This window comes from Halobaculum sp. CBA1158 (assembly GCF_021431925.1).
In the GTDB taxonomy this organism is placed as follows: Archaea; Halobacteriota; Halobacteria; order Halobacteriales; family Haloferacaceae; genus Halobaculum.
This window is the reverse complement of sequence record NZ_CP090371.1, coordinates 2,481,249-2,493,352: the sequence shown is the minus strand read 5'-3', so window position 1 is coordinate 2,493,352 and position 12,104 is coordinate 2,481,249. Positions and strand designations below refer to the sequence as shown.

14 protein-coding genes, 1 tRNA gene and 1 pseudogene are annotated in these 12,104 nt (G+C 71.2%); 11 read left to right on the top strand and 5 right to left on the bottom strand.

The genetic code is table 11. The annotated features are described in order from the left end of the window. Positions 1 to 87: 87 nt before the first annotated feature. Positions 88 to 303: a hypothetical protein gene (locus Hbl1158_RS13000; protein WP_234297678.1), complete on the bottom strand. Its 216-nt coding sequence runs from the start codon at positions 301 to 303 to the stop codon at positions 88 to 90. A 107-nt stretch (positions 304 to 410) separates the two neighbouring features. Here Hbl1158_RS13000 and Hbl1158_RS12995 point away from each other — a divergent pair, with 107 nt between their 5' ends. Both Hbl1158_RS12995 and Hbl1158_RS12990 read left to right on the top strand, forming a co-directional pair. Beyond that, the gene (locus Hbl1158_RS12995; RefSeq protein WP_234297677.1) at positions 411 to 767 is read left to right on the top strand and encodes an Hsp20/alpha crystallin family protein; all 357 of its coding nucleotides are present in this window, start codon (positions 411 to 413) and stop codon (positions 765 to 767) included. Positions 768 to 772: 5 nt separating this feature from the next. Continuing rightward, positions 773 to 2,449, top strand: a pseudogene (locus Hbl1158_RS12990) (AarF/ABC1/UbiB kinase family protein); the annotation flags it as partial. Between the two features lie 294 nt (positions 2,450 to 2,743). Here Hbl1158_RS12990 and Hbl1158_RS12985 read toward each other — a convergent pair. The 4 genes from Hbl1158_RS12985 to Hbl1158_RS12970 form a co-directional block, all read right to left on the bottom strand. Continuing rightward, positions 2,744 to 3,646 carry an alpha/beta fold hydrolase gene (locus tag Hbl1158_RS12985; protein WP_234297676.1) on the bottom strand — a complete coding sequence of 301 codons (903 nt, stop codon included), beginning with the start codon at positions 3,644 to 3,646 and terminating at the stop codon, positions 2,744 to 2,746. A 171-nt stretch (positions 3,647 to 3,817) separates the two neighbouring features. Continuing rightward, positions 3,818 to 4,186: a hypothetical protein gene (locus Hbl1158_RS12980; RefSeq protein WP_234297675.1), complete on the bottom strand. Its 369-nt coding sequence runs from the start codon at positions 4,184 to 4,186 to the stop codon at positions 3,818 to 3,820. Positions 4,187 to 4,240: 54 nt separating this feature from the next. After that, positions 4,241 to 4,642 (bottom strand): hypothetical protein, encoded by a 402-nt coding sequence (locus Hbl1158_RS12975; RefSeq protein ID WP_234297674.1) that lies wholly within the window; start codon positions 4,640 to 4,642, stop codon positions 4,241 to 4,243. Beyond that, complete coding sequence (locus tag Hbl1158_RS12970) at positions 4,632 to 5,672, bottom strand: zinc-binding dehydrogenase (protein ID WP_234297673.1); 1,041 nt, start codon at positions 5,670 to 5,672, stop codon at positions 4,632 to 4,634. The genes Hbl1158_RS12975 and Hbl1158_RS12970 overlap by 11 nt, the downstream gene beginning before the upstream one ends. Positions 5,673 to 5,892: 220 nt before the next feature. Between Hbl1158_RS12970 and Hbl1158_RS12965 the strand changes: the two genes are divergently transcribed. The 9 genes from Hbl1158_RS12965 to Hbl1158_RS12925 all read left to right on the top strand — a co-directional run bounded on the left by Hbl1158_RS12965 (position 5,893) and on the right by Hbl1158_RS12925 (position 11,978). Next, the gene (locus Hbl1158_RS12965) at positions 5,893 to 6,327 is read left to right on the top strand and encodes a DUF2178 domain-containing protein (protein WP_234297672.1); all 435 of its coding nucleotides are present in this window, start codon (positions 5,893 to 5,895) and stop codon (positions 6,325 to 6,327) included. Further along, complete coding sequence (locus Hbl1158_RS12960; protein ID WP_234297671.1) at positions 6,324 to 6,560, top strand: helix-turn-helix transcriptional regulator; 237 nt, start codon at positions 6,324 to 6,326, stop codon at positions 6,558 to 6,560. Before Hbl1158_RS12965 ends, Hbl1158_RS12960 begins: the two co-directional genes overlap by 4 nt. Before the next feature lie 46 nt (positions 6,561 to 6,606). Continuing rightward, complete coding sequence (locus Hbl1158_RS12955) at positions 6,607 to 7,083, top strand: hypothetical protein (RefSeq protein WP_234297670.1); 477 nt, start codon at positions 6,607 to 6,609, stop codon at positions 7,081 to 7,083. 26 nt (positions 7,084 to 7,109) lie between these two features. Beyond that, positions 7,110 to 7,754 carry a molybdenum cofactor synthesis domain-containing protein gene (locus Hbl1158_RS12950; RefSeq protein WP_234297669.1) on the top strand — a complete coding sequence of 215 codons (645 nt, stop codon included), beginning with the start codon at positions 7,110 to 7,112 and terminating at the stop codon, positions 7,752 to 7,754. 414 nt (positions 7,755 to 8,168) lie between these two features. Further along, positions 8,169 to 9,002: a hypothetical protein gene (locus Hbl1158_RS12945; RefSeq protein ID WP_234297668.1), complete on the top strand. Its 834-nt coding sequence runs from the start codon at positions 8,169 to 8,171 to the stop codon at positions 9,000 to 9,002. A 119-nt stretch (positions 9,003 to 9,121) separates the two neighbouring features. Further along, positions 9,122 to 9,700, top strand: a complete 579-nt coding sequence (gene cmk, locus Hbl1158_RS12940; RefSeq protein WP_234297667.1) for a (d)CMP kinase — start codon at positions 9,122 to 9,124, stop codon at positions 9,698 to 9,700. Positions 9,701 to 9,703: 3 nt separating this feature from the next. After that, positions 9,704 to 10,621, top strand: a complete 918-nt coding sequence (locus tag Hbl1158_RS12935; RefSeq protein WP_234297666.1) for an RNA-guided pseudouridylation complex pseudouridine synthase subunit Cbf5 — start codon at positions 9,704 to 9,706, stop codon at positions 10,619 to 10,621. A 100-nt stretch (positions 10,622 to 10,721) separates the two neighbouring features. Then, complete coding sequence (locus Hbl1158_RS12930; RefSeq protein ID WP_234297665.1) at positions 10,722 to 11,822, top strand: succinylglutamate desuccinylase/aspartoacylase family protein; 1,101 nt, start codon at positions 10,722 to 10,724, stop codon at positions 11,820 to 11,822. Between the two features lie 85 nt (positions 11,823 to 11,907). Then, positions 11,908 to 11,978, top strand: a tRNA-Pro gene (locus Hbl1158_RS12925). The last annotated feature ends 126 nt before the right edge of the window (positions 11,979 to 12,104 follow it).

The window sequence follows — 12,104 nt, the reverse complement described above, 5'->3', positions numbered from 1 at the left end:
AGTCGGGGCGACGCGGACCCCGCCTGCGACGCGACCGATCGGGACGGGACCGCGGCGACCCGGCCGGTCGGGAGGAGTTCCCGGCCGTCAGCGTCCGGTCCGGCCCGCGTCGCCGCCGAGCAGTCTCTTGAGCCGCCCCCCGACGGCCCGGGCGGTCGCCACCGGCCGGAGCGCCGCCGTGGCCTCCTCGTGGGCGTCCGGCGGCACGGTCGCCTCCAGCGAGACGACCGCGGCGTCGGGTTCGACGCGCGCCGGCACCGACGGCGCGGTCGATCGGTCGCTCCCCTCAGATCCCTCGGACATACGAGACCGAACCGGCTCCGCGAAGAAAAGCTTGTGGGAGACGATCACACGCACGACGGGGCGTCGCCACCGCGGGCTTTTTCGACGCGCCGCCCCTTGGAACGTCCATGTCGAAGCTACGCGAGGCGCTCAGGGACCTCCCCGAGCCGGTGTTCGCCGACCTGTTGGAGAGCGACGACGCGTACCTGCTCGTCGTTGACCTGCCCGGAGCCGCCGCCGAGACGACCGAGGTCCGGATCGAGCGCGGCCGGCTGTTCGTCGAAGCGCGCCGGGGGAAGGCCGCAGACGGCGAGTTCGAGTTCGTCGAGGAGGACCGGCCGCTGTTCCTCGACGCGGAGATACCGTTGCCGCCGGACGCGACTCACGAGGGGGGCGAGGCGGAGATGGACCGCGGCGTGCTGACGGTCCGCCTCCCCAAGCGCGCGGCCGCGCCAGAACGGACCATCCCGGTGTCGGACGCGTAACCCGGGTGGTGACGCTGGTCTCCCTGCGCGCGTACCGACGGTTCCCCGTCGTCCTGTATCGGTTCCTGCCGTTGATCGTCGCGTACGCCCGCGACCGCCGACGGTTCCTCCTGTTCGGCCGCTCGCGGGAGGTCACTCAAGAGACGCAGGTACGGCGGGCGGAGGTGCTTCTCGACACCCTGCTCACGCTCGGGCCGACGTTCATCAAGCTGGGGCAGATCCTCTCGACGCGCCCGGACGTGATCCCGTCCGCGTACATCGAGGTGCTGTCGTCGCTGCAGGACGACGTGCCGCCCGCTCCCTGGGAGGAATCGAGGGTCGTCCTGGAGGAGGAACTCGGCCCCGTCGAGGAGACGTTCGACGAGTTCGACACCGACCCCATCTCCGGGGCGAGTCTCGGACAGGTGTACGTCGCGACCTACGAGGGCCGGGAGGTCGCGGTGAAGGTCCGTCGTCCGGGGATCGAGGAGCTGGTGAGAGCCGACCTGCGGGTGATCAGGTGGTCGATCCCCCTGCTGACGCGGTTCGTCGGCCAGGGGCAGTCGTTCTCGCTCGAGAACCTCGCCGAGGAGTTCGACAAGACGATCAACCAGGAGATGGACTACGCCCGCGAACAGCGCATCCTCCGGGAGATCCGCGCGAACTTCGCCGACAACGACGACGTGATCATCCCCGAGCCGGTCGCGGCGGCGTCGGGGCCGCGCGTGCTCACGATGGAGTACGTCCCCGGCACGAAGATCTCCGACACCGCCGCCCTCGACGCGAAGGGGATCGACCGCACGGAGCTGGCGACGACGCTCCAGCGGGTGTACCTCCAGATGATCGCCGAGGACGGCGTCTTCCACGCCGACCCCCACCCGGGGAACCTCTCGGTCACCGACGAGGGACGGATCATCTTCTACGACTTCGGCATGTCCGGCCGGGTCGACCCGTTCATCCAGGAGAAGATCGTCGACTTCTACATCGCCGTCGCCAACCAGGACATCGACGGCATCCTCGACGCCCTCGTCGAGATGGGGACGCTCTCGCCGGAGGCCGACCGGCAGGTGATGGCCGACGTGATGGAGCTGGCCATCGCCGACGTGCGCGGCGAGGACATCGAACAGTACCGCGTCCAGCAGGTGATAGAGCAGGTGGAGTCCACGATATACGACTTCCCGCTTCGGCTCCCACAGAACATGGCGCTCGTGCTCCGCGTCGCCACCGTCGTCGAGGGCGTCTGCGTCACGCTCGACCCCGACTTCGACTTCATCGAGGTCGCGACCGACTACCTCTCCGAGGAGGGGTACCTGGAGGACACCGCCAGGCGGCTGGCGGGCGAGGCGGCCGACCAGACGCGCGAGACCGCGCGGGCGCTGTTCACCGTTCCTCCGAAGCTGGACGACGTGCTCGACACCGTCCAGCGCGGGAACCTCGCGGTGAACGTCACCCTCGAGGACGACAACCACGTCCTCGACCGGCTGGCCCAGCGCATCGCCTACTCGGTGCTCACGGCCGTCGGCGGACTCTCCGCGGCGATCATCTACTCGTTCGGGTCGAGCATGCTCGACGTGTACCTCTCGGTCGGCATCGTCATCGCCACCCTGCCGATGGTGTTCTTCCTGTACCGCTCGTTCACGAAGGAGAAACGCGGGATCCGGGCGCAGCCGCAGTTCACCCGGCAGAACCTCAAGGAACGACAGTCCGCCGAGGCCGGGAGCGACGACGACGGTCCGGGGGCGGCCGGCGCGATGATGCCGGGCGCGGTGAACCAGGCGAGCGAGGAGGGCGGCGACGCCGGAGGCGGCGCGGCCGAGACGAGCGGCGAGCCGGGCGACCGCACGGGCGACGAGGGCCGACGGGTCGCCGAGGACGGCGGTCGCGACCGCGGCGAGCGGACTCGCGGACGGCGCGAATGGGCCGACGACGACGGCGTCGACATTGGCGTCACGGACGAACGGGAGCCGTAGGCGTCGCGACCGCCGGCCCGCGCCCGCTCACGCGAGTTCGTCGAGGATCGCGTTCGCGACTTTCGCGGGCTGTTCGTGCTGGACCCAGTGGGTCGCCTCCTGGACCGTCGTGAGCCGGCCGTCCGTGCAGTAGCTCACGGAGTCGTGCGCCAGCGGGCGCTTGAGGAACTGGTCGTGGACGCCCCAGATCAGTCGCGTCGGCACCTCCGCCCGGTCCGTCTCGGGGACCGGCCGGTCGCGGGCGGCCGCGCGGTACCAGTTCAGCATGGCCGTGAACGCGCCCTCGCGGCCCCACGCCTCGCGGTAGCGGTCGAGGTCGGCCGCGGAGAACGTCCCCGGCATCGACGACTCGCGCAGCATCCGGGTGGCGATCCGCCAGCCGCCCGCGCGGGTCAGCGCTTCCGGGATCCGCGGAAGTTGGAAGAAGCCGGCGTAGCTCGACCGTAACAGCTGGGAGGGATCGCTCCGGAGCCGCCGCCGGAGCGCCGTGGGATGGGGGGCGTTGACCGGGACGAACGCCGAGAGGCGTTCGGGGGCGTGGAGCGCGACCCACCAGCCGACGATCCCGCCCCAGTCGTGGCCGACGAGCGCGGCCGTCTCGCGGTCGTAGGCGTCGATCAGCCCGGTAGCGTCGTCCGCCAGTTCCTCGATCCGGTAGTCGCGGACGCGGTCGGGTCGCTCGCTGCGGTTGTAGCCGCGTTGGTCGGGCACGACGACGCGGTACCCCTCGTTCGCGAGCGGGCGGATCTGGTCGCGCCAGCCGTACCAGAACTCCGGGAACCCGTGCAACAGGAGGACCAACTCGCCGTCGTCGGGGCCGGCCTCGACGACGTGGAACGTCCGGTCGTTCGCCTCGACGAACCGCGCCGCTCCGGGCACGTCCGCCGGCAGCGACTCGGCCTCACGGGCGGCTTCGAGCGTGTGACGCATTCTGATCGATCCCACGTGCGCGCGGCGCAAAACGTCACGGGCGAAGCGGCCGTCGGTGACTGCCGGAACGGGACCGTCGGCGACTGCCGGAACGGGACCGTCGGCGACTGCCGGAACGGGACCGTCGGCGACTGCCGGAACGGGACCGTCGACGCCCGCCCGGTCGCGCGGTCACTCCGTGGCGTCGCGGCACACCTCGATCACGTCGCGGATCGAGCCGGCGTACTCGCGATCGAGGCTGACCAGGAGGCCGCCGGGACCCGCGTCGTCGGTCGGCACCTCGACGACGAACGCCTCCTCGAACTGCCGGACGGTCGCCTCGTAGCGACCGGCGGTGGCGAAGATCCGCTCGTAGTAGTCGCGTTCGAGCGAGTCGAACACAGCGTTCTCGCGGATCGCGTCGAGCCCCTCCTCGCCGAGTTGCTCGGCGACGGCGTCGCGGAGGTAGTGGACGTCGTAGCCCCCGTCGTCGTACGTTCCCACCGCCCGGAGCGCGTCGCCGACCTCCTCACGGAGTTCCGTCACGGGAGCGTCGTGCATCGGTCGAATTCGGATCCGAACCGAGCGAAAATATAACCGCCCGATCTCGACTGACTACTCGCCGCCGACCGCGAGGCTCCAGACGGCCGTGATCCCGAGCAGCAGCGCCGGGACGAACGGCAACACGAGCATCGCCGCGAGGAACCGGAAGCCGAGTTCGCTCGGCGCGGTCGGCCGCACGTAGATGATCCCGGGGACGACGAGGAACGCGATCACGACGACGGCCACGAGCACCCAGCCCGCGCGGCCGAGGTCCTCCTCGTCGCCGCCGGCGGATCCGGTCTCGCCCCCGTCGCCCTCGTCGCGCTCGGCGGGCGCGCCGTCGACCCGTTCGTAGCCGTCGCCCGTGTTGACGACGCGGTCGCCGGCGCGCCGGGTCGAGTCGTCGGACGAGTCGGCGGGTGCGCCGCCACCGGCGTCGCCGTCGGCGTGCGCGTCGTTGCCCTCAGAGCTCACTATCGGGTCGTACCACCACCTTCCCAAAGCCTTCCCGGTCCTCGATGATCTCGTGGGCGCGCGCCGCCTCGCTCATGGGAAGCGTCTCGCGGATCCGCGGCTCGAAGGTGCCGTCCCACACGAGTTCGAGCACGTCGTCGACCTCGCCGGGCGTCGCCATCGTCGAGCCGATCACCTTCAGTTGGTTCCAGAAGATGCGATTGATGTCCGTCTCGGGCCGGCCGCCGGTGGTCGCCCCGCAGGTGACGACGCGCCCGCCCTTCGCGAGGCTCTTGAGGGAGTCGTGCCACGTCGCCGCGCCGATGTGGTCGACGACCATGTCGACGCCGCGGCGACCCGTCAGATCGCGGATCTCGTCCGCGAAGTCGTCCGCCTCGTAGTTGATCACGTGCTCCGCGCCGCACTCCTCGGCGTAGCTGAGTTTCTCCTCGGTGGAGGCGGTGGCGTACACCTCCGCGCCGACGAAGTCGGCGATCTGCACCGCCGCGTGGCCGACGCCCCCGGAGGCTCCGTGCACGAGGATCTTCTCGCCGGGCGCGAGTTCGCCCTGGGTCAGGAGCATCCGCCAGGCGGTCTGGAACACGAGCGAGGCGGAACCGGCGACCTCCCAGTCGACGTGGTCGGGAACGGGAACGAGGTTGTCCGCGGGTACCGCCGCCTTCTCCGAGTGGACGCCGCGCTGGTGCTCGCCGATAATCGAGAAGCGGACGCACTGGGACTCCTCGCCGTGGCGGCAGAACTCACACTCCCCGCAGGAGACGCCCGCCGAGACGGCGACGTGGTCGCCCGCCTCGAAGCGGGTGACGCCATCGCCGACCGCCTCCACGACGCCGGCGGCGTCGGACCCGGGAATGTGCGGCATCTCCAGGTCGATCCCGGGAAGGCCCTTTCGGGTCCAGATGTCGAGGTGGTTGAGCGCCCCCGCCTTCACGTCGACGAGCACCTCGCCGCGATCCGGGTCCGGGTCCGGGAAGTCGTCGTACTCGATCACGTCGCGGTCGCCGTGCTCCGAGAACTGAACCGCTTTCATGCGTGTTCTCATCTCCCACCGCGGGGGACTAAACCCTACTCCCCGCGGCGAACTGGCAGGGACCGACCGCAGCGGTAGATTTAATATCTTGTGTAAAGCTTCCTTTACTGTAAAGCGAGCTTTACAGCTCGCGGTGACAGATCATGCACGCCACGAAATCGGACGGACGGAGCACGGAAGCGACTGCCCGAATCACGGCCGGGCTACCGGGAGGGAAGCGATGACGGAGACGGGAGTCAGCTCCGGGGACGGAGGGACCGGGACTCCGACCGTCGCGACGCGACGTCGATACCGGCGGCTCCTGTTCGGATCGGTCGGCGTCGGCGTGATCGCGAACCTCGCGCTGCGGTTCCTCTCGTACCCGGTCGCGGCGGAGGCGGCCTACTGGGTGGGGATCGTCGGGTTCCTCGCGGTCTGGACGTTCAGTCCCGTGACTCTGTTCGACGAGCGCGACGCCGAGTTGGAACGTCGCGCGAGCACGATCACGTTAGTCGTGGCGGCGGTCGTCCTCGTGCTCGGAGCCTCCGGCACGCGAACGCTGAGCGCGCTCGGAGTCTACGACGCGTCGTCGTTCGTGTCCGGGGTGCTGTACGGCTACGTCGGGTTGTTCGTCGTGTTCGCGGTCGCGTACGGCTGGGTCAGCAGGAACCGATGAACAACGACGTGCGCGCCCGCCGCGAGCGACGCGACCTGAGCCAGGCCGACCTCGCCGAGGCGGTCGGCGTCACGAGACAGACGATAAACAGCATCGAACGGGGTCGGTACGACCCCTCGCTGGAGCTCGCGTTCGCGCTCGCCGACTTCTTCGGGTGTCGGATCGAGGAGCTGTTCGATCCGGGAGGCGACGGCGACCCCGACGCCGACGGCGACGCTACCGACCCGGCGTAATTCGAGCACCACAAAGCCCATCATCGGCCGTCGGCGACGACCGATCGTGAACCGGTCCCCCCTCCTCGCGGCCCTCCGGATCGCAGTCGTCACCGCCGGCCTCGTCGGCCTCCTCGCGGTCGCGGCGTTCGCGTTCGACCTCCCGCCGCCGCCCGAGACCGGCGACGGCCTCCCCTCGGCGTTCGGCTTCGCGATCGCGTTGCTCGGGGCCGCCGTCGCCGGCGTCGTCGCCGTCGTCGGCTACGGGCTTCCGGCGGGCACGGGACGGCTCCGCGTCGGCCCCCTCGCCGACCGGTCGAGCGAGTACCGACTCGTCGCCGGGGGCGCGGCCGCGGCGGCCGTGGGGCTCGTGTTCGCCCTCGGGCTCGCGTTTCTGGCGTCCGGCACGGTCTCGGTCGCCGTCTGGGTCGTCGGCGTCGGGCTGCTCGTCGGGGGCGTGGTCGCCGTCGCGCTCGGGGGACTCGTCGTGGCGAGTCGGCTCGTCGCCGAGGCTGTGCGCGAACGCACGGGTGCCCGGGGTTGAAGCGCCCGCGGACGGTAGGCGGGCCCATGGACGACGGCGGCGACCACGAGCACGACGGCGGACACGACCACGACCACGATGACGGCCATGACCACGGCGGTCACGCGCACGACCACGGCGGCGGACACGACCACGACGGCGGCCACGACCACGGCGGTCACGCGCACGACGACCACGCGCATCACGCTCACGACCTCGACGCGCTGGGGTACGCGGTCGTGACGGTGTCGTCCTCGCGCGGGTACGACGACGACCCCGCGGGCGACGCGATCGAGGCGGCCGTCGCGGCCGCGGGCGACGAGGTCGTCGTCAGAGAGATCGTCGCCGACGACTTCGACGGGGTCCAGGGGACGGTCGACCGGCTCGTCGACCGCGACGACGTGGACTGCGTGGTGACGACCGGCGGGACGGGCGTGACCCCCGACGACGTGACCGTCGAGGCGGTGACGCCGCTGTTCGACAAGGAGCTGCCGGGGTTCGGCGAGCTGTTCCGGTCGATGAGTCGCGACGAGATCGGGACGATGGTCGTGGGGACGCGCGCGACCGCCGGCGTCGCCGGCGGGGTGCCGGTGTTCTGTCTCCCCGGGAGCGAGAACGCGGCGCGGCTCGGGAGCGAGGAGATCATCGTCGAGGAGGCGGGGCACCTCGCGGGGTTAGCGAGGCGCGAGTAGCGAGGTCGAGCACCGCGAGACCTCGGTGCGAACGGCGAACGGAGTGAGTCGTGAGCGGAGCAACGCGACCGGAGGGAGCGAACGAGCGCCTCGGCCGACGGCGGCGAGCTTGCGGACGCGCCGCCCGGAAAGTACCGGAGCGCGAGGCGGAGCCGAGTGCCTCAAAAGTAGCAAGGCGCGATGAGTAGCCGAGCGACAGCAGTCACCCGTCGAGGAGCGACGACATCGACGCGGGAAACCGACGAGACACGTCGAGCGATCGCGTGAGGGCCGAGCAGTCGGGGAGACGCTCTGAGGGCAAATCACCGTACTGCGGTTGCACACATTACTTCACCGTTCAGTAGACTTCCCACCGATCGGGGAGATTCCCGAGAAACGGAACACCCATTGGCCGGCCGCCCGTTCCCCCCACGAATGACGACCGGCGACGCGGCGGAGATGGCGAGCGTGCTCGCCAAGCGGCGCGAACTCCTCGCGACGCTGTGTGACGGCCCGGTCGAAAAGCGGGTCCTCGTCGACGAACTCGGGGTACCGCGGACGACGCTCGACCGCGGGGTCCGCGAGCTGGTCGACGCCGGGCTGGCGCGGCGGGCCGACGGGGGCGTCCGCGCGACCGCGGTCGGAGCGCGAGCGCTCGCCGAGCGCGATCGGTACCGCGAACGCCTCGACGGCCTCGAGCGGGGAGCGCCGCTGTTCGAGGCGCTCCCGGACGACACCGCGCTCGACGCCAGATTCCTGGCCGGCGCGTCGGTCAGCCGACCGGACCCCAGCCTCCCCGACGGCGTCGTCGAGCGCCTGCTCGAGTCGGTGCGTGCGGCCGACGGGGTGACCGGCGTCGCGCCCGCGGCGCTGTCGGGTCACCTCGACACGTTCGACGCGGCGGCGACGACCGGCGACGCCGTGCCGGAGTTGGTCGTCACCCCAACCGTGTTGGATCACCTGATCGACCGCCGCCCCGAGCGGCTCGTGGCCGACCTCCGCGAGGGGGCCTTCGAGTTCCGCTGCGGCCCCGTCGACGTCGAGTTCGGCCTCTGGGTCGGCGAACACGACGACCGCGACGACGAGGCCGGCGTCGTCGTCTACAGCGACACCGGCGTCGCCGGCGTCGCGGTCAACGACGACCCGAGGGCGGTGTCGTGGGCCCGCGAGCGCGTCGAGCGCGCGAGAGAACGCGCCGACCCCGTGACCGTCGAGACGGTGCGCGAGCGGCGCGACGAGGTCGACGCTCCGAACGAGGAACGGCCGTAGCGGTCGGCGCGTCGCCGACGCGGTCGGCGATCACATCGCGTCGCCCCGCGGACCACGCGATCGCGACACACACGGGGGAACATGGACGCCTTTTTGAGTCAGTCGGGCGCAGTTGGGATATGTTGCTAACGGTCTCCGGCCCGCCGGGCAGCGGGAAGAGCACCACCGCCGCGGCGCTGGCGGAGGCGTTCGACCTCGAGCACGTATCCGGGGGCGACATCTTCCGGGAGCTCGCCGCCGAACACGACATGACGCCCGTCGAGTTCAACGAACACGCCGAGGAGGACGACCAGATCGACCGCGACCTGGACCGTCGCCTCCGCAGTATCGCCATCGAACGCGAGGACGTGCTGCTGGAGTCGCGCCTCGCCGGCTGGCTCGCCGCCGAGCACGCCGACCTCCGAATATGGCTCGACGCCCCGCTGGAGGTGCGGTGTGAGCGCATCGTCGACCGCGAGGAGAAGCCGCTCGAACGGGTGGTCGAGGAGACCCGCCGCAGGGAAAGCAGCGAGGCGAAGCGCTACCGGGAGTACTACAACATCCACATCGACGACCTGAGCATCTACGACCTCGTGTACAACACCGCCCGCTGGTCGCCCGAGGGCGTGCTCGGGATGCTCACCACGGCCGTCGACTCCTACGACCCCGACAGCGACGAGGGGAAAGCGCCCGTCGAGGGCGTCGACTACGACTTCTGAGCCGTGCGCCCGGCACCCGAGGAGCGCACGGTCGCGGAGTTGGCCGCCTTCGGCGTCGTCAACCTCGACAAGCCCGCCGGTCCGTCGGCCCACCAGGTCGCCGCCTGGGTCCGCGACCGCCTCGACGTCGACCGGGCGGCCCACGCGGGCACGCTCGACCCGAAGGTGACCGGCTGTCTCCCGACCCTGACGGGCGACGCCACCCGGCTCGCGCAGGTGTTCCTCGAGGGCACCAAGGAGTACGTCGCCGTGCTGGAACTCCACGCGCCCGCGCCGACGGATCTGGAGCGCGTGATCGCCGAGTTCGAGGGCGATCTCTACCAGAAGCCGCCGCGCAAGTCGGCGGTGACGCGTCGCCTGCGCACCCGCGAGGTGTCCGACCTCGACGTGCTCGACCGGACCGACCGGCAGGTGTTACTCCGGATTCGCTGTGAGTCGGGGACCTACGTCCGGAAGCTGTGTCACGACATCGGTCTCGCGCTCGGCACCGGCGGCCACATGGGCCACCTCCGCCGCACGGCGACGGACCCGTTCGACGACCGCGACCTCCACACCCTCCACGACCTGATCGACGGCGTCGCGTTCGCCGAGGGGGAAGACGCAGTCGGCGGCCGGGACACCGACGCCGGCGCGCCCGACGAGTCGCTCCTGCGCGAGGTGCTCCGCCCGGCCGAGGAGGCGCTGACCGGGCTCCCGTCGCTGACGATCGCGGACTCCGCCGCCCGCGAGGTCGCCGAGGGCGCGCCCGTGTACGCGCCTGGCGTGGTCGCCGCCGGCGATACCGGCTCCGGCGCGCCCGCCGAGGGCGACCTCCTGGCGTGTTACACGCCCGACGGAGCGGCCGTCTGTCTCGGCCGGCTCGTCGGCGACCCCGACGCCGACGCCGGCGAGGTCGTCGACCTGGAGCGCGTGTTGGTCTGAGCCGATACGACCGACATGCTCCTGCCGACCGATACTGATCGGCGGCCGCGTCGACTGCCGGTGATCGGGCATTTTTGCACCCCGGCACCCAGCCCTCGCCATGGACGTCACACTCGCGGTCGGCTCCGCCGTCGCGGAGCCCGGCGAGCGCGCCGACGGCTGGATCGAGGCGACGCCGCTCCCGACCGGCGGGGACGAACGGCTGCCCGTGATCGCGGTGAACGGTGCCGAGGAGGGGCCGACGCTGTGGGTCACCGGCGGCGTCCACGGCGACGAGGCGACCGGCGTCGCCGTCGCGCAGGACGCGGCCGCGGCGTTCGCGGACGTGCGCGACGACCTCGCGGGCGCGGTCGTCGCCGTGCCGGTGGTCAGTCCGGCCGGCCTCCGCCGTAACGAACGTACCTCCTACTACGGCGGCGACGACCCGAACCGATACTTCCCCGACGCCGAGCGCGAGTCGTCGCGCCCGCCCGAGACGCAAGAGCGGATCGCCACCCGGCTGTTCGAGGCGCTGACCGACTCCGCGGACCTGCTCGTCGACTGCCACACCGCGCAGGTGGGGTCGATGCCGTTCACCATCCGCGACCGCGTGCTCCACGGCGAGGAGCGAACGGAGGCTGAGGCCGAGGCGCTCGCCGAGGATCTGGACCGCCTTGCCGGGGCGCTGGGACTTCCCGTGCTTACTGAATACCCCGCCGAAGAGTACCTCGAGCAGTCGCTCCAGCGCTCGACCGCCGGCGCTGTGCTCAACACCGCCGGGATCCCGGCGGTCACGGCGGAGCTTGGCGGCCACAGCGTCGTCGAGGCCGACGCCCGTCGCGCCGGCGTCGCGGGCGTCGTCGCCGCGGCCGTCGAGTTCGGCCTCCTGGCGGACCGACCGCCGAGCCTTGCGGCCGCGGGCGACGGGGTACCCGACGCGCCCGTCGAGTACCCCGTCCGGCGGTTCGTCGGCCCCCGTACCGAGACGGCGGGGGTGGTCCGCCACCGCGTCGCAGTCGGCGAACCGGTCGAGGCGGGAGAGGTCGTCGCCGACGTCGTGACTCCCCACGGCGAGGTTCTGGAGGCGGTCGAGAGCGAGCGCGACGGCTACGTCATCGGCCGCGCCGAGGGGGTGGCCGTCTACGAGGGCCAGGCGGTCGCGAGCATGGCCGTCCGCGACGACGGCGACCTGGTGGTCCCGCGCGACGCCGACGGGGCGTGAGTCGGCGTCGCGCCGTGTGATCGCACGACGGAGTAGCCGTTCGAAACGAAGGGCTTAACCCCGACGCTCGTTTCTCACCGGGTACGGGACCGTAGGGTAGTGGTATCCTCTGCGGATGGGGTCCGTAGGACCTGAGTTCGAATCTCGGCGGTCCCATATCGTTTTCGACGCGATCGATACAACTTGGCGAATCTATCACCGGACGGCAGGAGGCGAAGCCGTGGTGACGGGTCGTTCCGGCCGATACCGGTTTGGCTACGACCACGTTCGTCCTCGAAACCG

Coding starts and splice junctions, on each gene's coding strand:
- Hbl1158_RS12965 (WP_234297672.1), top strand. CDS start 5,893: ATGACGGAGACGGGAGTCAGCTCCGGGGACGGAGGGACCGGGACTCCG.
- Hbl1158_RS12945 (WP_234297668.1), top strand. CDS start 8,169: ATGACGACCGGCGACGCGGCGGAGATGGCGAGCGTGCTCGCCAAGCGG.
- Hbl1158_RS12970 (WP_234297673.1), bottom strand. CDS start 5,672: ATGAAAGCGGTTCAGTTCTCGGAGCACGGCGACCGCGACGTGATCGAG.
- Hbl1158_RS12960 (WP_234297671.1), top strand. CDS start 6,324: ATGAACAACGACGTGCGCGCCCGCCGCGAGCGACGCGACCTGAGCCAG.
- Hbl1158_RS12930 (WP_234297665.1), top strand. CDS start 10,722: ATGGACGTCACACTCGCGGTCGGCTCCGCCGTCGCGGAGCCCGGCGAG.
- cmk (WP_234297667.1), top strand. CDS start 9,122: ATGTTGCTAACGGTCTCCGGCCCGCCGGGCAGCGGGAAGAGCACCACC.
- Hbl1158_RS12995 (WP_234297677.1), top strand. CDS start 411: ATGTCGAAGCTACGCGAGGCGCTCAGGGACCTCCCCGAGCCGGTGTTC.
- Hbl1158_RS13000 (WP_234297678.1), bottom strand. CDS start 303: ATGTCCGAGGGATCTGAGGGGAGCGACCGATCGACCGCGCCGTCGGTG.
- Hbl1158_RS12980 (WP_234297675.1), bottom strand. CDS start 4,186: ATGCACGACGCTCCCGTGACGGAACTCCGTGAGGAGGTCGGCGACGCG.
- Hbl1158_RS12950 (WP_234297669.1), top strand. CDS start 7,110: ATGGACGACGGCGGCGACCACGAGCACGACGGCGGACACGACCACGAC.
- Hbl1158_RS12985 (WP_234297676.1), bottom strand. CDS start 3,646: ATGCGTCACACGCTCGAAGCCGCCCGTGAGGCCGAGTCGCTGCCGGCG.